This window comes from Brevundimonas sp. TWP2-3-4b1 (assembly GCF_049897665.1).
Classification (GTDB): Bacteria; Pseudomonadota; Alphaproteobacteria; order Caulobacterales; family Caulobacteraceae; genus Brevundimonas; species Brevundimonas subvibrioides_B.
This window is the reverse complement of the sequence record NZ_JAFCWQ010000001.1, coordinates 389,190-409,368: the sequence shown is the minus strand read 5'-3', so window position 1 is coordinate 409,368 and position 20,179 is coordinate 389,190. Positions and strand designations below refer to the sequence as shown.

22 protein-coding genes are annotated in these 20,179 nt (G+C 67.3%); 5 read left to right on the top strand and 17 right to left on the bottom strand.

What is annotated here, in order from left to right; all coding sequences use genetic code 11:
• Positions 1-42: 42 nt before the first annotated feature.
• Positions 43-1,818 carry a signal peptide peptidase SppA gene (gene sppA, locus ACP7A5_RS02060; RefSeq protein ID WP_426040342.1) on the bottom strand — a complete coding sequence of 592 codons (1,776 nt, stop codon included), beginning with the start codon at positions 1,816-1,818 and terminating at the stop codon, positions 43-45.
• A gap of 218 nt (positions 1,819-2,036) precedes the next feature.
• Here sppA and panD point away from each other — a divergent pair, with 218 nt between their 5' ends.
• Positions 2,037-2,393, top strand: a complete 357-nt coding sequence (gene panD / locus ACP7A5_RS02055) for an aspartate 1-decarboxylase (RefSeq protein WP_426040341.1) — start codon at positions 2,037-2,039, stop codon at positions 2,391-2,393.
• Positions 2,394-2,575: 182 nt separating this feature from the next.
• On the opposite strand, the gene dxs is transcribed toward panD, so the two are convergent.
• From dxs to ACP7A5_RS02025, 6 genes are all read right to left on the bottom strand, one after another.
• Positions 2,576-4,489, bottom strand: coding sequence for a 1-deoxy-D-xylulose-5-phosphate synthase (gene dxs / locus ACP7A5_RS02050; protein WP_426040340.1), 1,914 nt, complete (start codon positions 4,487-4,489; stop codon positions 2,576-2,578).
• Between the two features lie 15 nt (positions 4,490-4,504).
• Positions 4,505-5,377 (bottom strand): polyprenyl synthetase family protein, encoded by an 873-nt coding sequence (locus ACP7A5_RS02045; RefSeq protein ID WP_303696368.1) that lies wholly within the window; start codon positions 5,375-5,377, stop codon positions 4,505-4,507.
• A gap of 53 nt (positions 5,378-5,430) precedes the next feature.
• On the bottom strand, positions 5,431-5,799 hold the full coding sequence (locus ACP7A5_RS02040; RefSeq protein WP_426040339.1) for a tRNA-binding protein: 369 nt from the start codon (positions 5,797-5,799) through the stop codon (positions 5,431-5,433).
• Positions 5,799-6,050, bottom strand: a complete 252-nt coding sequence (locus ACP7A5_RS02035; RefSeq protein ID WP_303696330.1) for an exodeoxyribonuclease VII small subunit — start codon at positions 6,048-6,050, stop codon at positions 5,799-5,801. Before ACP7A5_RS02035 ends, ACP7A5_RS02040 begins: the two co-directional genes overlap by 1 nt.
• A gap of 67 nt (positions 6,051-6,117) precedes the next feature.
• Positions 6,118-6,705 (bottom strand): histidine phosphatase family protein, encoded by a 588-nt coding sequence (locus tag ACP7A5_RS02030; protein ID WP_426038935.1) that lies wholly within the window; start codon positions 6,703-6,705, stop codon positions 6,118-6,120.
• A 92-nt stretch (positions 6,706-6,797) separates the two neighbouring features.
• A complete protein-coding gene (locus ACP7A5_RS02025) occupies positions 6,798-7,718 on the bottom strand; it encodes a histone deacetylase family protein (protein WP_426040338.1) in 921 nt (306 codons plus the stop codon).
• Positions 7,719-7,807: 89 nt separating this feature from the next.
• On the opposite strand from ACP7A5_RS02025, the gene ACP7A5_RS02020 reads away from it, so the two are divergent.
• From ACP7A5_RS02020 to ACP7A5_RS02010, 3 genes are all read left to right on the top strand, one after another.
• Positions 7,808-8,329, top strand: coding sequence for a GNAT family N-acetyltransferase (locus tag ACP7A5_RS02020; RefSeq protein ID WP_426040337.1), 522 nt, complete (start codon positions 7,808-7,810; stop codon positions 8,327-8,329).
• 21 nt (positions 8,330-8,350) lie between these two features.
• A complete protein-coding gene (locus tag ACP7A5_RS02015) occupies positions 8,351-9,529 on the top strand; it encodes a vWA domain-containing protein (protein WP_426040336.1) in 1,179 nt (392 codons plus the stop codon).
• Positions 9,530-9,610: 81 nt separating this feature from the next.
• Positions 9,611-10,105 (top strand): hypothetical protein, encoded by a 495-nt coding sequence (locus ACP7A5_RS02010; RefSeq protein WP_426040335.1) that lies wholly within the window; start codon positions 9,611-9,613, stop codon positions 10,103-10,105.
• 60 nt (positions 10,106-10,165) lie between these two features.
• On the opposite strand, the gene ACP7A5_RS02005 is transcribed toward ACP7A5_RS02010, so the two are convergent.
• The 5 genes from ACP7A5_RS02005 to ACP7A5_RS01985 form a co-directional block, all read right to left on the bottom strand.
• Positions 10,166-10,345, bottom strand: coding sequence for a CsbD family protein (locus ACP7A5_RS02005; protein ID WP_426038930.1), 180 nt, complete (start codon positions 10,343-10,345; stop codon positions 10,166-10,168).
• A 90-nt stretch (positions 10,346-10,435) separates the two neighbouring features.
• Positions 10,436-10,885: an NUDIX domain-containing protein gene (locus ACP7A5_RS02000; RefSeq protein WP_426040334.1), complete on the bottom strand. Its 450-nt coding sequence runs from the start codon at positions 10,883-10,885 to the stop codon at positions 10,436-10,438.
• Positions 10,882-11,922, bottom strand: a complete 1,041-nt coding sequence (locus ACP7A5_RS01995) for a sensor histidine kinase (protein WP_426040333.1) — start codon at positions 11,920-11,922, stop codon at positions 10,882-10,884. Before ACP7A5_RS01995 ends, ACP7A5_RS02000 begins: the two co-directional genes overlap by 4 nt.
• Positions 11,919-12,320: a response regulator gene (locus ACP7A5_RS01990; protein ID WP_426040408.1), complete on the bottom strand. Its 402-nt coding sequence runs from the start codon at positions 12,318-12,320 to the stop codon at positions 11,919-11,921. Before ACP7A5_RS01990 ends, ACP7A5_RS01995 begins: the two co-directional genes overlap by 4 nt.
• 20 nt (positions 12,321-12,340) lie before the next feature.
• Entirely contained in the window at positions 12,341-13,873 is a 1,533-nt protein-coding gene (locus ACP7A5_RS01985; protein WP_426040332.1) for a sensor histidine kinase, read from the bottom strand.
• Positions 13,874-13,988: 115 nt separating this feature from the next.
• Here ACP7A5_RS01985 and ACP7A5_RS01980 point away from each other — a divergent pair, with 115 nt between their 5' ends.
• A complete protein-coding gene (locus ACP7A5_RS01980; RefSeq protein WP_426040331.1) occupies positions 13,989-14,705 on the top strand; it encodes a hypothetical protein in 717 nt (238 codons plus the stop codon).
• A gap of 47 nt (positions 14,706-14,752) precedes the next feature.
• Here the strand turns inward: ACP7A5_RS01980 and flhA are convergent, their stop codons facing one another.
• From flhA to ACP7A5_RS01955, 5 genes are read right to left on the bottom strand one after another with little or no spacing between them, the layout of a single operon-like run.
• Positions 14,753-16,852: a flagellar biosynthesis protein FlhA gene (flhA, locus tag ACP7A5_RS01975; protein WP_426040407.1), complete on the bottom strand. Its 2,100-nt coding sequence runs from the start codon at positions 16,850-16,852 to the stop codon at positions 14,753-14,755.
• Between the two features lie 14 nt (positions 16,853-16,866).
• Positions 16,867-17,754: a class A beta-lactamase gene (gene bla, locus ACP7A5_RS01970; protein WP_426040330.1), complete on the bottom strand. Its 888-nt coding sequence runs from the start codon at positions 17,752-17,754 to the stop codon at positions 16,867-16,869.
• The gene (locus ACP7A5_RS01965; protein ID WP_426040329.1) at positions 17,751-19,145 is read right to left on the bottom strand and encodes a sigma-54 interaction domain-containing protein; all 1,395 of its coding nucleotides are present in this window, start codon (positions 19,143-19,145) and stop codon (positions 17,751-17,753) included. Before ACP7A5_RS01965 ends, bla begins: the two co-directional genes overlap by 4 nt.
• A 38-nt stretch (positions 19,146-19,183) precedes the next feature.
• Positions 19,184-19,516 (bottom strand): flagellar motor switch protein FliN, encoded by a 333-nt coding sequence (gene fliN, locus ACP7A5_RS01960; RefSeq protein ID WP_425991374.1) that lies wholly within the window; start codon positions 19,514-19,516, stop codon positions 19,184-19,186.
• Entirely contained in the window at positions 19,516-20,178 is a 663-nt protein-coding gene (locus ACP7A5_RS01955; protein WP_426040328.1) for a flagellar assembly protein FlbE, read from the bottom strand. Before ACP7A5_RS01955 ends, fliN begins: the two co-directional genes overlap by 1 nt.
• Position 20,179 lies beyond the last annotated feature (1 nt).

Below are 20,179 nucleotides of genomic sequence, written 5' to 3'. Positions count from 1 at the left end.
TTCACAGGCGAGTGTTAATCGCCGCACCCCGACGGGGGAGGATTACAGAGGCTGGTCGGCGAGGACCGAGGCCCCCTGCCCACGCATCCGCTCGGTCTCGACGCGCGACAGGACGGCCTGGGCGCGCGGGTCGGCCATGACGCCGCCGAGGGCGACGAGGCTCCGGGCGGCCTCGGACTGGACGCCAAAGGCCGACGACAGCGCTTCCCACGGCGACTGGGGCGTGGGGAAGCGTTTGAAGCGGACCGACTGCGACTCGGGAATCCCGGCCAATTCCCTCGCCTTGCCGATGGCCTCGGTCAGACCGCCCAGTTGATCGACGAGGCCCAGGGTCTTGCCCTGGGCTCCCGTCCAGACGCGGCCGCGGGCGATTTCGCGCACGCGGGCGATCGGGATGCGGCGGCCGGTGGAAACGCGCTGGACGAACTCCTCGTAGGTGCGATCCATCGAGGTGGAGAAGGCCGCACGCTGCGATTCGGAGAAGCCGGACGAGGGGCTGAAGGCGTTGGAGTATTCGCCGCCGACCGACAGGCCGCGCAGGTCGACGCCGAAGCGGCCGAGCGCCTCGGACACCACGAACTTGCCGCCGAAGACGCCGATCGAACCCGTCAGGGTCGAGGGCTGGGCCACGATCCAGTTCGCCTCCGACGAAATCCAGTAGCCGCCCGAAGCCGCATAGTCGCCCATCGAGACCACGACCGGCTTGCCCGCCGCCTTGGCCGCGCGGACGGCGGCCAGGATCTGTTCGGAGGCCTCCGGCGAGCCGCCCGGCGAGGAGACGCGGAATACGATGGCCTTCACCGACCGGTCCTCGATGGCGTCGTAGATAGCCTCGGCCGTAACGTCGGAATGGATCGAGGATCCGCCGCCGAAGCCGCCGCTTCCGCCCGTCCCGGTCATGATCGCGCCCTCACCGCCAACGATGGCGATGGCGTCGCGGCCGGAGCCCATGCGCTCGCCCTGGGACGAAGCGTAGTCGGAGAATTCGATGATGTCGGCGCCCTTGCCCGCGCGACGCCTGGCCTCGGCCTCGGCCTCCTCGACCTGACCGATCTTGTCGATCAGCTTCAGCTGGAGCGCCTGGGTTGCGGAATAGGGGCCGGCTTCGATCGTGGTCTTCAGCGCCGGCGCCTCGACCCTGCGGTCGACGGCGGCGTTGGCGAGGGCGGAGTCGTAGATCGATGTCATCCAGGCCGTCATCGCCTCGCGGTGGGGGCCGGTGTAGTCGGACTGGGTGAACTCGTTGACGGCATTCTTGTACTCGTAGCGCTGCTCGAACTCGGCGCGGACGCCGTAGCGTTCAAAGGCGCGCCCCAGGAAGACGCTGTCGGCCGAAAAACCCGTCGCCTGGAAGTTGGCGGTGTTCTGCATCCACAGCTCGGAGGCGGCGGCCCCGACCATATAGCTGGAGATCACCGTGCCGACGGGCATGAAGCCCTGGGAGTGGGCTATGACCGGCTTGCCCGAGGCGCGGAAGCGGCGGACGGCCTGACGGATCTCGTCGGCGGCGGCCGGGGCGAGGCCCGCTTCCGGCAAGCGGATCAGCAGAACTTTGACGTGGGTGTCCTTTTCCGCCTGGGCCAGGGTGTCGACAATGCCGACGACGGAGAGGCCCGAGCCGCCGAAGGCGGCGAAGGGATTGGTCGAGACCTGGTCGGTGAGGCCTTCGCGCAGGTCCAGCTCGAGGACGGCGTTGGCGGGCGTGGCCGGCTCGCTCGACGAGGCCGCAGCCGCGATGATCAGCACGATCGGCAGAACGACGAGGAACAGGATCAGGCCGGTGAAGACACCAAGCACCGTCAGGAAGAATTGTTTCATGGGCGAGGGGGCGTCCGGTCCGGCGGCCAGGGTCGGCCTGGGCCTGAACATAGGGACCGCGGCGTTGCGGTCAAATGAACGTGGTGCAACAGGGGAATCCGTAAGGGCAGGTCATTCTGCAATCGCAGCATTGCGATTGATGGCGGGCCGGGAAATCCCATATCAGCGACCTGCGAGCGGGGGCCTATGCCCCGCGTCATGACTGGACCGCACCTCCCATGCTGGTCACCCTGATGAAGGCCAAGCTGCACCGCGCGACGGTGACCCAGGCCGATCTCGACTACGAAGGCTCCATCGCCATTGACGGCGACCTGCTGGATGCGGCCGGGATCTTCCCCAACGAGCAGGTCGATGTGCTGAACATCACCAACGGCGCGCGCTTCACGACCTATGCGATCGAGGCCCCCCGCGGGTCGAGGGTCATCGGCGTCAACGGCGCCGCCGCGCGCTTGGTGCAGAAGAACGACAAGATCATCGTGGTGACCTATGGCCAGTTGCCGGCCGAAGAAGCGCGCCAGTGGTCGCCAAACGTAGTGCTGCTGGACGAAGGCAATGCGATCAAGAACGCCGCCTAGTTTCCTTCTCCCCTTGCGGGAGAAGGTGGCAGCCGAAGGCTGACGGATGAGGGTCACGCGGACCTCACCGATCATCTCTCCTGAACCTTGACCACCGGCCGGTCTGACCCCTCACCCGACCGCGCAAGAACGACGGCTGACGCCGTCGTGCGCAGGCTCCCTCTCCCGCAAGGGGAGAGGGGCTAGGCCCTCACCGCCCCGCGCGCGGCGGCCACCCCCAGCGCCTTCAGCGCCGACGCCGCGATATGCTCCGCGTCCAGTCCCGCCTCGGCGTACTGCGCCGCCGGGCTGTCCTGGTCCTGGAAGACGTCGGGCAGGTGCAGCGTCCGTATCTTGAGGCCCGCATCCAGGGCGCCTGCCCCGGCCAGATACTGAAGCACGAAGGCGCCGAAGCCGCCCATTGCGCCCTCCTCCACCGTGATCAGGGCTTCGTGCTCACGCGCCAGGCGGGTGATCAGGTCGTGGTCGAGGGGCTTGGCGAAGCGGGCGTCGGCGACGGTGGCCGAGACCCCGTGGGCGGCCAGGATATCGGCGGCCTTGAGCGATTCCTGCAGGCGGGTGCCGAAGGACAGGATGGCGACGGCCGTGCCTTCGCGGACGATCCGGCCGCGACCGATCTCCAGCGGGGCGGACAGTTCGGGAATTTCCACGCCGACGCCGTCGCCACGCGGATAGCGGAAGGCGGACGGGCGGTCGTCGATCTCGCAGGCTGTCGCGATCATGGCGGCGAGGTCGGCTTCGTCCGCCGCGGCCATCAGCACCATGCCCGGAAGCGCGCCCATGTAGCCGATGTCGAAACTGCCCGCGTGGGTGCAGCCGTCGGCGCCGACCAGACCGGCGCGGTCCATGGCGAAACGGACCGGCAGCTTCTGGATCGCCACATCGTGGACGACCTGGTCGTAGCCGCGCTGAAGGAAGGTCGAATAGATGGCGCAGAACGGCTTCATCCCGTCGGCGGCGAGGCCAGCGGCGAAGGTGACCGCATGCTGCTCGGCGATGCCGACGTCATAGGTGCGGTCCGGGAAGGCCTGGCCGAACAGGTCGAGGCCGGTGCCCGATGGCATGGCGGCGGTGATGGCGACGATCGCAGGATCGTGAGCGGCTCGCTTGATCAGTTCGGCGCCGAACACCTTTGTGTAGCTGGGAGCGTTGGACACGGACTTGTTCTGCTTGCCCGAGACCACGTCGAACTTGACCACCGCATGCAGCTTGTCGGCGCTGCTTTCGGCCGGGGCGTAGCCCTTGCCCTTCTGTGTCACGACGTGGACCAGGACCGGGCGGTCGGTGATGGCGGCGGCGTTTTTCAGGATCGGAACGAGGTTGTCCATGTCGTGCCCGTCGACCGGGCCGATGTAGTAGAAGCCGAGCTCCTCGAAGAAGGTGCCGCCGACGATCATGCCGCGCGCATATTCCTCGGCCTTGCGCGCCGCATTGCGGAACGGGCGTGGCATGTGTTCGGCGACCTTCTTGCCGAACTCGCGCAGGTTCCTGTAGGCGCCGCCAGAAACCTGTTTGGCGAGATAGGCGCTCATCCCGCCGACCGGAGGGGCGATCGACATGTCGTTGTCGTTGAGGATGACGGTCAACTGGCCGGTCGTCTCGGCCGCGTTGTTCATCGCCTCGTAGGCCATACCTGCAGACAAGGAGCCGTCGCCGATGACGGCCACGACCTTGTTCTTCTCGCCCTTCTGGTCGCGGGCGGCGGCGAAGCCGAGGGCGGCGCTGATCGAGGTGGAGGCGTGGGCCGCACCGAACGGGTCGTATTCGCTCTCGCTGCGCTTGGTAAAGCCGCTGAGGCCGCCGGGCTGGCGGAGGGTGCGGATGCGGTCGCGGCGGCCGGTCAGGATCTTGTGCGGATAGCACTGGTGACCGACGTCCCAGATGAGGATGTCCTTCGGCGTCTCGAACACATGGTGCAGGGCGACGGTCAGCTCGACTACGCCGAGGCCGGCGCCGAGGTGACCGCCGGTCGTGGAGACCGCGTCGATCGTCTCGGCCCGCAACTCGTCCGCCAGCTGACGCAACTGCGCAGCGTCGAAGCCGCGCATGTCAGCGGGGGTGTGGACCTTGTCGAGCAGGGGGGTGTCAGACATCAATAACTCTAACGCGCGTCAAGACCGACGGTTTAGCACGAAGTCCACGCTCGCCTTGAGATTTTCAGCGTCGGAACCGAACACGTCGAGGTGGCTGCGGGCCTGATCGGCGAGGTGCGCGACGCGATGTCGCGCCGCGTCGACGCCCAGCAGGGTGACGAAATTGGTCTTGCCCTGGGCGGCGTCCTTGCCATTGGCGGCCTTGCCCAGGATGTCCTCGTCGCCGTCCACGTCCAGCAGGTCGTCGACGATCTGATACGCCAGGCCGATGTCGTGGGCGAAGCTGGTCAGAGCCTGGCACTGGTTGTCGCGCGCGCCGGCGATGATCAGCGGGATCTCAAAGGCGTAGGTAAACAGGGCGCCGGTCTTCAGCCGCTGCATCCGGGCGACGCCGCCCAGGTCGTCGCGGACTCCGAGCAGGTCGATCATCTGGCCGCCGGCCATGCCGCGTGCGCCGGAGGCCAGCGACAGCCGGGCCGCGAGGGCGCAGCGGATGGCGGCGTCCTCATGGGTGTCGGGGTGCAGGATGATGTCGAAGGCGGCGGTCTGGAGCGCGTCGCCAGCGAGAATGGCCGTCGCCTCGTCATAGGCGATGTGCAGCGTCGGCCGGCCGCGACGCATGTCGTCATTGTCCATCGCCGGCAGGTCGTCGTGGACCAGCGAATAGGCGTGGACGCATTCCAGGGCGCAAGCGGCGCGCAGCACCGGACGCTCCTCGATGTCGAACAGCCGGGCCGCCTCCATCGCGAAATAGGGACGCAGCCGCTTGCCGGGCCCGAGCGCCGCATAGCGCATGGCCTCGGTCAGGCGGGACTCCGGCCCGTCGGCGCGGGGCAGAAGCTCGTCCAGCGCCACGGTGACGAGGTCTGCGACCTCGGCGACACGGTCGATGACGGACTGCTCCGGAGAGTTGGCGGCGTGGGGTTTCGCGAGAGGCGGCTGGGTCAAAACAGCCTCCCGCCTATCACCGCATCGCGATCGACGCCGGCCAGCACGACCTCGCCGTCCGCGTCCGGGAAGCCGAGCGTCAGGACCTCTGACATGAAGGGACCGATCTGGCGCGGCACGAAGTTCACCACTGCCGCCACCTTGCGGCCGGTCAGTTGGTCCAGGGTGTAGTGGCGGGTGATCTGGGCCGATGAGCGCTTCACCCCGATGTCGGGTCCGAAGTCGATGGTCAGCCTGTAGGCGGGCTTCCGCGCCTCCGGGAACGGCTCGGCGCGGAGGACTTCGCCGATGCGGATATCGACCTTCATGAAGTCGTCGAAGGCGATGCGGTCGGCGACAGGGCTGGCGGCGACGGCATTGGTCATCAGCTGAACTCGGCCGGTTCGACGCCCTTGGCGGAGCCGTCCGCGCCGACGACGATCTTGTCGACCCGCAGCTGGGCAGCCTTCAGACGGGCCTCACAATGCTGCTTCAGCTTCGCGCCCTGCTCGTAGAGGCTGATGGATTCCTCCAGCGGTGCCTGGCCGGACTCCAGGCGCGAGACGATGGTCTCCAGACGCGACAGGGCGTCCTCGAAGCTGAGATCGGCGGGAATGGAGGGCGCTGCGTCTGACATTGGAGCGACCCTAGAGGCGAGCCGCTTTCGCTTCAACGGGGAACAGGCCTCGCGGGGTAAACGGCTTTCAGCCGCGCTCGTAGCGACGCTGGGACCAGTATTTGAAACCCTGGTTGTGAACCAGCTTCCAGCCGTCAGCCTTCAGTCGTCCGCCGACCATGTGGTTGAAATAGCCGTGGGCCAGGACCAGCACGTCCTCGCCGGCCTCGGAGCGGGCGATCAGCCGCTGCGCCGCCTGTTCGGCCCGAACCTCGGCCTGGGCCCGGGTTTCCTGTCCATCGTGGTGGTCGAAGGCGTGCCACCAGAAGCGGGCCACCGCGCCCCAGTATTTCGGCGGCAGCTTGAACCACGACGGGAAGTGCGGCGGCGGCAGGGGCGCCTCGATGAACATGACGTCCGAGGTGATCTCGCGGCCCGCCGAGATCGCGAGCGCGGTTTCCTGGGCGCGCTGGCGGGTCGAGGCGAAGATGACGCCGGCACCGGCCGCTGTGGTCAGCAGTTCCGGCGGGGGAGTCTGGCCGGCCAGGAGGCCGCCGAGCTCATACTTCGCCCACCAGTCGCGGTACTGGTCGGACGTCAACATGCACTTTCGCGACAGGGCCGGCTCGCCATGACGGGCGAGGGTGATCGAGCCGGGGCGCGAAGGCTTCAGCATCTGGCCGGCATCTTGTTCGACACTGTCTGACGTCATGCTGCGGATGAAAGGGAAGACGGCCCAGGATAACCGGGTGCCGACATGGACCTTCCTTACGCCTCCCCCAGGGCCCGCACATGGGCGAGGGCCGATTGGCCCAGTCCTTCGAGGTCGTAACCGCCCTCCAGCGAAGAGACAACCTTGCCGCCGCAATGCCGCCGCGCGACCTCCAGCACTGCGCGGGTCGCCCAGGCGAAATCTTCAGCCTCAAGGCTCTGGTGGGCGAGCGGATCCCGCCGGTGGGCGTCGAAACCGGCGGAAATGATCACAAGACCCGGAGCGAAGGCGTCGAGCGCCGATATCAGTCCCCCGGAGAAAGTGGCGCGCCATGATTCGCGGGCGGCGTGCGGCTCGACGGGCGCATTGACGATATTGCCGACCCCCGTCTCCGAGGGCGCGCCGGTGCCTGGATAGAGGGGCATCTGGTGGATGGAGGCTAGGAACAGGGTCGGGTCGGCCTCGAACGCCGCCTGGGTGCCATTGCCGTGGTGGACGTCGAAATCGACGACCGCGACCCGGGCCAGGCCGAGAGACTGAGCCACACGGGCGGCGACAGCGACGTTGGAGAAGAGGCAGAAGCCCATGGCCTGGTCCGGTTCGGCATGGTGGCCGGGTGGGCGGACGGCGGCGAAGGCGCGTTGGGTCTGGCCGGCGGCGATGGCCCGAACAGCGTCGATGGCGGCGCCGGCGGCGAGACGGGCGGCGCGGACGCTGCCCGGCGACAGGATGGTGTCGGCGTCGAGCTGGGCCCGGCCGGTCGAGGGCGAGGCCTCGATCATGCGGGCGACGTAGGCGGCGGGGTGGATGCGCTCGAGATCAGCGACGGCGGCCTCGGTGGCCTCGCGGCGATCCAGCTTCAAGTCGGCGTCCTCCAGGGCGGCGAGGACGGCGGCGAGGCGCTCGGGCCGTTCGGGGTGACCCGCGCCGGGGGCGTGGGCGATCATGTCGGTGTGGGTGAACAGGGCGACGGACATCGCGTCAGCTTACAAGCGCATCGGGATGCACGGAATAAAATGTTGAGCGATCGCGTCGACCAAGCGAAACCCTCCAGATGACAGACGCCGTGATCCGCCCCCCTCGCCCCGAAGACGCCGCAGCGCTCGGCGCGCTGGGACGCCAGACTTTCATCGACACCTTCGTGGCCGAAGACGGATTCGCCATCCCCTACCCTGCCGACGACCTGGCGGCCTTCCTTGACGCCAGCTTCAGCGCCGAGGCCACCGCCAGGAAACTCGCCGAACCGGACGCAGCCTGGTGGGTGGCGGAGCGCGGCGGCGACCTGCTGGCCTTCGCCAATGCGGGGCCCAACACCCTGCCCCACCCCGAAAGCGCGCCGAGCCAGATGGAACTGAGAAGGCTCTACGTCGGAAAACCGGCACAGGGGCTGGGTCTCGGAACCCAACTGCTCAAGCTGTCGCTGGGCTGGATGGACGCCAACAGCACCGGGCCTCTGTGGATCGGTGTCTGGAACGGGAATCTGAAGGCCCAGAAGCTTTACGCGGCCTACGGATTCACGAAGGCGGGCGAGTACCAGTACCCCGTCGGCGCCTGGCGGGACGACGAGTTCATCTTGCGGCGCGGCTGACCTGGGTCCAGGGTTTCAGCCATGCTCCTCCCCTTCTTCACCGCCCTGCGCCAGGCGAAAGTTCCGGTCTCGACCAAGGAATGGCTCCATCTGATGGAGGCCATGGACAAGGACGTGGCGGGGGGACGGGTCGAGGACTTCTACCACCTGTCACGCGCGGTGCTGGTCAAGGACGAGAAACACTACGACCGGTTCGACCAGGTGTTCGGCGCGGTGTTCAAGGGGATCGAAACGATCGGGGCGGGGGAGGAACCCAGCCTGGACGTACCCGAGGACTGGCTGAAACTGCTCAACGAAAAATTTCTGACCGAGGAGGAGAAGGCCGAGATCGAGGCGCTGGGCGGCTTCGAGAAGCTGATGGAAACGCTGAAACAGCGGATGGAGGAGCAGGAGAAGCGCCACGAGGGCGGGAACAAGTGGATCGGCACCGGCGGGACCAGCCCGTTCGGCCATGGCGGCTACAACCCCGAGGGCGTGCGCATCGGCGGACCGGCCAAACAAGGTCGCGCGGTCAAGGTCTGGGAGAAGCGCGAATACAGGAACCTGGACGACACGGTCGAACTGGGGACGCGCAACATCAAGGTCGCCCTGCGTCGCCTGCGCCGGTTCGCACGCGAAGGCGCGGCCGAGGAACTGGACATCGACGGCACCATTGACGGCACCGCGCGCCAGGGCTGGCTCGACATCCGCATGCGGCCGGAGCGGCGGAACACCATCAAGGTGTTGCTGTTCCTCGACGTCGGCGGGTCGATGGATGGGCATATCAAGCTGTGCGAAGAGCTGTTTTCCGCCGCCAAGACCGAGTTCAAGAACCTGGAGTTCTTCTACTTCCACAACTGCCTCTACGAGGGTGTGTGGAAGGACAACCGGCGTCGCCATGGCGAGAAGATCCCGACCTGGGACCTGCTGAACAAATATCCCGGCGACTGGCGGGCGATCTTCGTCGGCGACGCGACCATGAGCCCCTATGAGGTCACCATGCCCGGCGGCTCGGTCGAGCACTGGAACGAGGAGGCCGGCGCGGTCTGGATGCGGCGCGCGCGGCTGCAATGGGACAAGTCGGTGTGGCTAAACCCCGTGGCCGAGCGGTTCTGGAGCTATACGGCGTCGGTGAAGCTGCTCAGCGAGGTCATGGACGAGCGGATGTATCCACTGACGCTTGACGGACTGGACCGGGCCATGCGGGCGCTGACGCGCTAGGACGGGTTCGCTGACACGCAGGCGTGAGGTGTCCAAACCCACGTTTCATGCGAACCTCGCGGCTGTTCAGGAGGGCTCAGAATGCTGACCGTTTTCGCCATGACCCTGGTGATGCAACAGGCCGCAGGGGCGGTGAGCTGGCAGGCGCCCGCACCGGACCTCGATCCCCGACCAGAACCTGCCATCGTCTCGACAACCCTACCCGCCTGGGCGCTGGCCGATCCGTTCGCCTGGGAACGATCGCAGTGCAGTCCGCTGGTGAGCCGCGAACCGCTGGATGTCTGTCAGGCGAGGGTGCGGACCGAGCTGTCAGCGGTGCTGGGCGACCGGTTGCCGGCGGGATTGAGGCCTGCGGGCGAACCGGTGCCATGCCTGGCCACGCCGGGCGACGACGGCGCCTATCCGGTCCAGTGCGGTACGCCTGAGCGACAGGCGGCGGCAACCGCGACGCCACCTGTTCCCGACTGCCGTCCCCGTCCGCAGCGTCAGGGCGAATCGGTGGCCTTCGTCACCGATTGCCGCGCGGAGAACGCGGGCGACCGTGGATTGTCGGTCCGGCTGTTCGGCAAGGACTGAGCCCGGACAGAAAAAGGCCGCCCCGAGGGACGGCCTTTCATGTTTCGACTCTGACGGTTGTCAGTGCTTTTCGTTGATGGCGTCCTTGATGCCGCCGATGGTGTTCTGGACCTTGCCTTCGACCTGTTCGGCCTTGCCTTCGGCTTTCAGCTTCTCGTCGCCGGTCACGTTGCCGACGCCTTCCTTGATCTTGCCGCCCATATTCTTTGCGGCGCCTTCGATGCGATCATTGTCAGCCATGGGGGGAGCTCCTGGTACTGGCGTCGCCCCGGCGGCGGCGCTTCACCTTGGAGAGCGGACAAAGGCCATTGCCGTTCCGTATGGCGATGCTTAGGCCTTGTGCCTCAACCACCGGGCCACGGCCCAGGCGTGGGCGTCGTGCCGCAGTTCGGCCAGCGCCGTGCGCGGATGCAGCCAGACCAGTTCGTGGTCGTCCTCGACCTTCCTCGACGGATCGAGCGCGAGCATCCCGGCGACCCAGAAGCCGCCGACATTGTTGACCGCCTCGCCGTCGGACTTGCGGAAAAACTGCCCGGCCTCGGCGATGCGCTCGATCAGGCGGACGCTCATGCCGGTCTCTTCGCCGTACTCGCGGACCAGGGCCTGTTCCTCGGTCTCGTCGCCGTCCACCGCGCCGCCGGGCAGGTCGTAGTAGGGGGTGTCGCGAGTGACGCGGACGCAGGCGATCTTCTCATCATGAAAGACCAGGCCGAAGGTCGCGGGGCGGAACAGATAATCGACGCCGTCGTCGGCGCGGCCGAACTGGAGCGAGGGCTTCACAGGTCGAAGGCCAGACGGGCGCGGACGCCCTTGTGGGCGCCGTCGAACTCCACGGCGGAACGCAGGCCCGAGGCCATGGCGGTGATGATCTTGCCGCCGAGGCCAGTGCCCTTGGGCTTGCCGTCGCCCAGGCCCGGGCCATCGTCCTCGACCGTCAGGATGGCGCGGCCCGAAGGGTCGGGCGCCAGGCTGACACGGATCTCGCCCGCCTCGCCGGTCGCATAGGCGTATTTCACTGCGTTGGTGACCAGTTCGGTGACGATGACGCCCAGCGACACGGCCTGGTCGGTGGAGACGCGCATCGGCTCGGCCTGAAGGGTGATGTTCGGCGAGGCGGCGTCGGATCCCAGCGACTTGGTCAGCTCGCCGACCAGACCGTCGAGATAGGCCTGCATGTCCACCGTCTCCATGTCGCCCGAGGTGTAAAGGCGGCGGTGCACATGGGCGACGGCCTCAATGCGAGCCTGGGCTTCGCGGAGCGCATCGCGGGCGCCCTCGTCGGCCATATGACGCAGTTGCAGCGACATGAAGGTCGAGACGAGCTGGAGCGAATTGCCGACGCGATGATTGACCTCGCGCAGCATGGCCTCGGCGCGGTCCCGGGCAATGCGGACCTGTTCCTGGGCCTCCTCGTTCTCGCGTTCGAGGCGGCGACGCAGCAGGGCGTCTTCGAGCGCCGAGCGCAGCAGGGCGGTGAAGTCCTCTGACACGTCCTTGATGACATAGTCGGCGGCCCCGGCGCGCAGGGCGGCGACGGCGATCCGGCCCTCCTGGGCCCCCGTTACATAGACGACAGGCGGGGGCGCGGGGCGATGCAGGATGTCGGGCAGGACGTCGAGGCCGTCCCGGCCGGGCATGTAGTGGTCGAGCGCGCAGATATCGAAATCGTCGGCATCCAGCGCCGCCACGCCCGCGTCTCCATCGGCGGCGAGAGTGACCTCATAGCCGTGACGGCCGAGTTCCTTCTGTACGAGCCGCGACAGGCCGCGGTCGTCGTCGATGTAGAGCAGCCGGATGGGCGGCCTTTCGGTCGTCATTCGATCTCGGGCGCTTGCATGACGGAAAGGAACAGGCCCAGCTGGCGGATGGCGCCGGCGAAGCTCTCATAGTCCACCGGCTTGGTGATGTAGACGTTGCAGCCCAGATCGTAGCAACGCTGGATCTCGACCTTGTCGTCGGTGGTTGTCAGCACCACGACGGGGACGCGTTTCAGCCGTTCGTCCTTTTTGACCTCGGCCAGGATGTCGGTGCCCTGCATGTCCGGCAGGTTCAGGTCCAGCAGGATCAGCATCGGGCCGTTGGCGCGGACGTCCTCGCTGAACAGATAGTCCAGCGCCGGCTGGCCGTGGTCGAAATGAACGATCTCGTTGGAGATGTTGGCCCGGCGGATGTTCTTTTCGATCAGCTTGGCGTGCCCATGGTCGTCCTCGACCATAACGATCTTTACGGGGTTGCTCACTGGGTGTCTCCGGCCTCGTCGAGGATCAGGCGTTTGGGGAATTTCAGACGGAATGTCGAGCCTTCGCCGAGCGCGGATTCGACGTCGATGGAGCCGCCGAGACGGCGAACGCTGTTCCGCACAAAGGCCAGCCCCAGCCCCTCGCCCGAACGGTCCTGGCGGCCTGAGCGGCGGAACAGTTCGAAGATGCGTTCGTGGTCCCTGGGTGCGATGCCACGACCCTGGTCCGCGATGGCGATCTCGACCCACCCGCCAGCCAGATCGCGGCCGCTGACCTCGATACGGTTGGGGCGGGAAGCGTGCGAGTATTTGACGGCGTTCTCGATCAGGTTGCCGATGATCTGCTCGATCGCCAGACGGTCGCTTTCGAAGGCGACCATTTCGCCGATCACGACCTCGGTCCCGGTCTCTTCCAACTGATGGCGGATGCTGTCGGCGGCGGCCCTGGCCATTTCGCCGACGTCGATCGTTTCCGCGACAAGACCACGCCGGCCGTCGCGCGACAGCTTCAGGATGGCGTTGATCAAGCGGTCCATCTTCTGGGTTGAGGCGCGGATGAAGCCGATCGCCTCAGGCATGTCCTCACGCGCGGCGACGATCGCGTCCTTCTCGATCAGGTCCGGCGCGACGGTCTCCACCTTGGTCAGCTGCAGGTCGATGGTCCTGCCGGCCTGTTCCAGCTCGGCGGTGTAGCCCATGACGTTGACGAGCGGCGAGCGCAGATCATGGCTGACGATATAGGCGAAGCGCTGCACCTCTTCATTGGCGCGGGTCAGGGCGGCGGTGCGGGCCTTGATCGTATCCTCCAGTCCGGCGTTGACGCGATCGAGATCGGCGCGCGCGCTCGCCAGGTCCATCAGGTATCGACGAATCAGGATGGCGACGATGCCGCCGAGGACAAGAATCAGGACGCCGGCAAGGGCGTTGACGATGATGGTGAAGACGGCGGACCCCTCGGACCTCGCCTGCTGGGCCGACAGCCGGGCGCCGAGCTGAGAATCGAGGGTGGAGATTTCGGTGTCCATCTGCTCCATCAAGGTCTTGCCTCGACCGGAGCGGACCTGATCCCGCGCCTGGGCGTTCTGCCCGCGCCGCGACATGTCAGTGATGCTCGACATCTCCAGGAATTTGTCGCGCGACAGCCGCGTCAGGGACTCCACCGAAGCCTGACCGACCTCGTCGTCGCCGGCGAGCTCGGTCAGCCGCTCGAGCAGCCGCGGTGCGGCCTCGGCGCTCTGGTCGTAGGTCAGCAGAAAGCTGGTCTGGCCGGTGAGCAGATAACCGCGCTGGGCTGCCTCGGCGTCCTTGATGTTCAGCAGGACGGTCCGCGCCGCGCGACGCAGCTGCCATGTCGCGTCGACTTGCTCGTTGAAGGCCGCGGTGCGCTGGATCAGGATGAAGGTCGAGAGGTTGACCAGCAGCAGCAGGGCGATCGCGCCCGCCAGCAGGAGGAAGATCGATCGGCCGAGCGTCCCCTCGCGCAGGAACCGGCCGAACTGCGAGAGGGTTTGGGGAAAGATCGACGACATATGGCGCAAGCTTTAGCGGCGCACATTCGCGTGTCCAGTGAAGTCATTCGCCGGGCAACCTGTGCAGGACCAAAGTGTTCCGTTAACAAGCTTTGCAGTTTCGGGAGTGGATTGAATGTTCTGGTGGTGGTGGATCGCACCGACGGCCGTGGCCATCATCGGCGTCCTGATTCTGTTCGGCGGACTGGGCTCGCTGTTCAAAGGCAAGTTCTTCGGCGGGTTGTTCGGTACGGCCGGGGGCGCGGCGTTGCTGGCGGCAGCCCTGGCGGGCGGTCTTCTGGGCCAGAACGTCCAGACCTATTCGCGCCTGACCTATGAGCGGCCGGTCGCGAGTTTGTCGATCCGGCAGCTGGCGCCACAGTATTTCGAGGTCGTCGTGACCCAGCCCGCCCAGGGCGAGGCGCCCGCCCGCACTGCCGTCTATCCGGTCAACGGCGACGAATGGCGGATGGAGGCCCAGGTCCTGAAGTGGAAGCCGTGGGCCAATGTGGTCGGTCTGGATTCCCAATACCGGCTCGACCGTCTCTCGGGCCGCTATCAGACCATTGAGCAGGAACGCACCGGCGCCCGCAGCGTCCACGCCCTGTCGGGGGGCGACGTGAAGACCGGGCCGCTGGCCTATGTGCCGTGGACCCTGAGCGTCTGGGACGTGGCGCGGAAATACCGTCGCTATGTCGACGCGGTGGACACCCTCTATGGTTCCGCAGCCTACATGCCGATGGCGAACGGGGCGACCTATGAGGTCTGGATCACCCAGTCCGGCCTGATCGCGCGGCCGACCAACGATGCGGCGCGCGAGGCGTCGGCGGGCGGGTTCGTACGGGTGAACTAGACGAAGTGCGCTTCTCCTCCCCGTCCGAAGGACGGGGAGGAGAGCCCTTACACCGACCCCAGCGTCCGCAGGCGCGCCTTGGGGTGCACCTCGTTCTGGCTCATCACCACGGTCTGACCGCGGAAGCGTTCGATAATGGAGCGGACGTAGGGACGGATCTGGGGGCCGGTCAACAGGACCGCGCTCTCGCCAGACATGGCGGCGCGTTCGAAGACGTCGCGGACAGCGCGGATGAAGTCCTGGAGCCGCGAGGGAGCCATGGCCAGCTGCTTGTCCTCGCCCTGGCCGACCAGGGCCTCGGCGAAGGCGGCCTCCCAATCGGGGGACAGGGTGATGATCGGCAGGGCGCCGTCGTCGCCCTTGTTCTGCCAGCACAGCTGACGGGCCAGGCGGGTGCGGACGTGTTCAACCAGGGTAGTGATCGACGACGAGTGCGGCGCGGCCTCGGCCAGGCCTTCCAGGATGGCGCCAAGATCGCGGATCGAGACCTTCTCGCGCAGCAGGGTCTGGAGCACGCGCTGCAGGGTGGTGACGGTGACGACGGAGGGCACGAGTTCTTCGACCAGCTTCTTCTCCTCCGGCCCCAGTTCCTTGAGCAGCTTCTGCACCTCGGCATAGGTCAGCAGGTCCGCCATATTCTCCTTCAGGATCTCGGTCAGATGCGTGGTCAGCACCGTCGACGGATCGACGATGGTGTAGCCGCGGAAGGTGGCCTCCTCGCGCAGGCTCTCGTCGATCCAGGTGGCGGGCAGGCCGAAGGCGGGTTCTTTGGTGTGCTCGCCGGGCAGTTCGACCTGGCGGCCGGCCGGGTCCATGGCCATCAGCGAGCCCAGACGGACCTCGCCGGCGCCGGCCTCCATCTCCTTGATGCGGATGGCGTAGCCCTGGGTCGGCAGGCGCATGTTGTCGAGGATCCGCACCGACGGCATGACGAAGCCATACTCCTGGGCAAGGGCGCGACGCAGGGCGCGGACCTGGTCGGTCAGGCGGCGGCCCTCCAGGTCGTTGATCAGGGTCAGCAACGAATAGCCGAGCTCGATCTTGACCTCGTCGATGGTCAGGGCCGTGCCGATGGGCTCTTCCGCATCGTCCTTGGGCTTGCCGGCGCCGGCGGCGGCCGCGAGTTCGGCCTCGGTGGGCTGAGGCTTCAGTTTCGCCCGCCCGTGATGCCAGGCCATGTAACCCGCGCCGATGGCCAGACCGGCGAAGGGCAGGATCGGCATGCCGGGGATCAGGGCCAGCAGGGCGGATGCGGCGGCGACCATGCCGAGGCTGACGGGGTTGGTGGCCAGTTGGGCGACCAGGGCCTTGTCGGCGGAACCCTCGACGCCCGCCTTGGACACCAGGAAGCCGGCGGCGATCGAGATGATGATGGCCGGAACCTGGGTCACCAGGCCGTCGCCGATGGTCAGCTGGATATAGGTGTTGGCCGCTTCGCCGATCGGGAGGCCGTGCTGGATCGTGCCGATCAGGATGCCGCCGATGGCATTGATGGCGACGATGATCAGGCCGGCGACGGCGTCGCCGCGCACGAACTTCGAGGCGCCGTCCATGGCCCCGAAGAAGGTCGATTCCTGCTCCAGCTCCTTGCGGCGCAGCTTGGCCTGATCCTCGGTGATCAGGCCGCTGGACAGATCGGCGTCGATGGCCATCTGCTTGCCCGGCATGGAATCCAGGGTGAAGCGGGCCGAGACCTCGGCGATCCGGGTCGAACCCTTGGTGATGACCACGAAGTTCACCACCAGGATGATGGCGAAGATGATGATGCCGATGATGAAGCTGCCGCCCATCATCAGGGCGCCGAAGGCGTTGATGACCTGACCGGCGGCGTCATGCCCCTCATGGCCATGGGTCAGGACCAGACGTGTGGACGCCAGGTTCAGACCGAGGCGAAACAGGGTCGAGATCAGCAGCACCGTGGGGAAGATGGCGAAGTCCAGCGGGCGCTTCATCATCAGCGCCGTCATCAGGATCAGCACGGACGAGACCAGCGAGATCGCCAGCAGCAGGTCCAGCAGCATCTTCGGAACGGGCAGGATCAGCAGCAGGATGACGCCGATCACGCCGACCGCCATGCCGACCTCGCCGCGCATCAGCCAACCGCGGATGTCCCCGCCGGTCGGACGGGCCATGCCGTCCTTCATCATGACCGGCGTGTCGGTCATGCGCGACCCAGCTGAGCCAGGGCCCGACGGGTCGCCTCGGCTATGACGGCCTCGTTGGCCGGCGCGTCGGACGCGGCATGGTAGTAGGCGGCGACGATGATCGGCTCGCCGGTCGGCGGATACAGGATGCCGATGTCGTTGGTCGGGCCGTAGCCGCCGGTGCCGGTCTTGTGCGCCACGCGCCAGTCGGCCGGCACACCCGCCTTGATGCGATCGACGCCGGTCGGCGAGGAAAACATCCAGCCCAGCAGCATCGTCTTCGAGTCCTGCGACAGGGGCGAGGCCGGATCCATGAACAGGCGGTGGATGTTGGCGGCCGACTGGGTCGGGGTGATGGTGTCCTTGTCCCCGTCGAGGCGGTTCATCTCGGGCTCGAACCGGTCCACGCGCGTCGAGGCGTCGCCGATGCCGCGATAGAAGGCCTGCATCGGCGCGATGCCGCCCAGCGCCTTCAGCAGAAGGTTGGCGGCGGGGTTGTCGGAGACCTCGACCACGGCCTGCATCAACCGCTCGACCGTCAGGCTCGAGCAAATGGCCGGCTCGGTGACGGGGGCATGGTTGACCATGTCGGCGCGGGTCACGGGGATCAGACGGTCGAGCTGTTCGTCGCCGGCCTGGACGCGCAGCAGGATCGCGGCGGCGAGGTACATCTTGAACGTCGAACAATAGACGAACCGCTCGTCGCCGCGCGCCGTCAACTGGCGCCCCGTGCCGAGGTCATGGGCGAACAGACCGAAGCGACCACCGTGCGCCTGTTCCAGACCGGACAGGTCGAGCGTTTCCGGCGCGGGCGGCGCGACGGGAGCAGCGGCCTCGCCCCTGGGCGAGCAGCCGATCAGACCGAGCGCGCCAAGCCCCGTCAGGACCATCCGACGATCGGTCACGCTGCGTTGGCGCCGTAGGCGCTCGTGGCGATGCCCGTCTGGGGCGCCATGATCTGCGTCCCCTCATCCGAATACTCATTCAGCTTGTTGCGCAGGGTGCGGATCGAGATGCCCAGGATGTTGGCCGCATGCGTCCGGTTGCCCAGGCAGTGGGTCAGGGTGTCCAGGATCAGGGTCTTTTCCATCTGGGCGACGGTCTGGCCGACATAGGCGCGGGAGACGGCGTCGGCGGTCTGGGCGGCGCGGGCGGCGGGACCGACGTCGGAACCGGCGATCGCGCCCGTCAGCGGCTGACCGTCCGGCAGGCGGATGGCCTCGGCGTCGATCTCGGCGCCGACGGCCAACAGGACCGCGCGGTGCATGGCGTTCTCAAGCTCCCGCACATTGCCGGGCCAGCGGTGGGCGGCCAGTGCGCGGCGAGCATCCTGGGACAGCGGCCGGGCCGGCACGCCGTTGGCGGCGGCGTATTTCTTGACGAAGTGATCGGCCAGCACGGCCACATCGCCAGGACGTTCGCGCAGAGACGGAAGACGCAGGTTCACGACGTTCAGGCGATACAGCAGGTCTTCGCGGAACGTGCCCTCCGCCACGGCCTTGGCCAGGTCGCGGTTGGAGGTGGCGATGATGCGAATATTCACAGGTACGGGCCTGGTGCCGCCGACGCGGTCGATGACCCGCTCCTGGATCGCGCGCAGCAGCTTGGCCTGAAGCCGGGCGTCCATCTCCGAGATTTCGTCCAGCAGCAGCGTACCGCCGTCGGCCTCCTCGAACTTGCCGATCCGGCGGGCGACGGCGCCCGTGAAGGCGCCCTTCTCGTGCCCGAACAGTTCGGATTCCAGCAGGTTGTCCGGGATGGCGGCGCAGTTGACGCTGATGAAGGCCCGCTCGGCGCGCTTGGATTGCTGGTGCAGATAGCGCGCCATCACTTCCTTGCCGACGCCGCTTTCGCCGGTGATCAGGATGGAGGCTTCCGAGCGCGCGACCTGGTCGGCCAGTTTGATCACGGCCTGCATAGACGGATCGGCCGAGATCAGCGGGCGCTCGTCGTCGGCGACCGCGGCCAGGACGGCGGCGATCAGGTCGGCGTCAGGCGGAAGCGGAATGAACTCCTTGGCTCCGGCGCGAATGGCGGCGGCGGCTTTTTCGGCGTCGTTGTCTACGCCGCAGGCCACGACCGGCACGAAGATCCGCTCAGCGTCGTTGGCGGCGATCAGGGCCCCGATGTCGAGATTGTAGTCGACCATCAGCAGGTCGGCCCCCTGCCCGCGCCGGAGCTGTTCCGTCGCCTGATCCGTGCGTTCGACGTGGCTGACCTTGGCGCCGTGCGCCATGGCCATCTTCACCGCCGCCGCGAGCTGGCCCGAAAGCCGACCGACCACCAGAAGCCGCATGGGTCTTCTCCCTTAATCCGTACCGGAACCGGCGCGCCCTAGGCGGCCGAATCCTCTGTCTTGATGATTTCCGTCATGGTCACGCCCAGGCGATCCTCGACGACGACGACCTCCCCGCGCGCGACCAGACGGTTGTTGACGAAGATGTCGATGGCCTCGCCGACCTTGCGGTCCAGCTCGAGCACCGACCCGCGATTGAGCTTCAGCAGCTGGGCCACCGTCATATGGGCCTTGCCCAGGACGGCGGAGATATTGACCGGTACGTCGAAGACGGTCGACAGGTCGGCGGCGGACTTGTCCCCGGCCTCGTCCATCATGGCGAGGGATGTCGACTCGGGAAACTCTTCCAGGGCGAGATCGTCGGCGGCCATCAGAGGTCACTTCCGTTGATGAGGGGTTCGGCATGCCCGGCCTCGGCGGCGAGGGCGGAGGTCAGGACGGCGGCGATCCGGTCGGCGGCGGCGGCGGGATCGAAGTCGGCCCGGCCGTCGGCCCATTCCAGCTGGAAGGCCGCGAGCGGCAGGGACAGGTCTTCGCGGAAGGCGACCACGCCGGTGAAGCCGGCATCGATACAGATCGCCTGGATCTTCTCCTGGACCCCAGGCTCCAGGCCCGAGGCGCGGACCACGAGACGGGGCGAGCTGTCGATCTCCTGGCCCAGGCTTTCCAGCGCCGATTGCAGCGGGCCGATCGGCAGCCGCTCCAGGGCGGCGGCGGCGATGACGCGGGCGGCGGCGAGCGCGAGACCGGCCGATTGCTCGCGATGGGTCTGGGCGACATGGGTCAGGGCCGGAATGGCCTGCCCCATGGCCTGACCGATGGCGGCGACGCCCATGGCCTCGATGCTGGCGGCCTCGGCCAGGGCCGCCTCGCGCGCCTCGAACCGGGCCTGGGCGACCAGGGCCTCGACCTCGGACGGCATATAGGCGCGCTTGGTCGGACGGAACTCGGAGGCGTGCACGACCGAGCCCGCGCCGTCGAACTCGGTGTCGAAGGCGAAGGGGCGGCTGGTGATGGGAGCGTGATCGGTCATG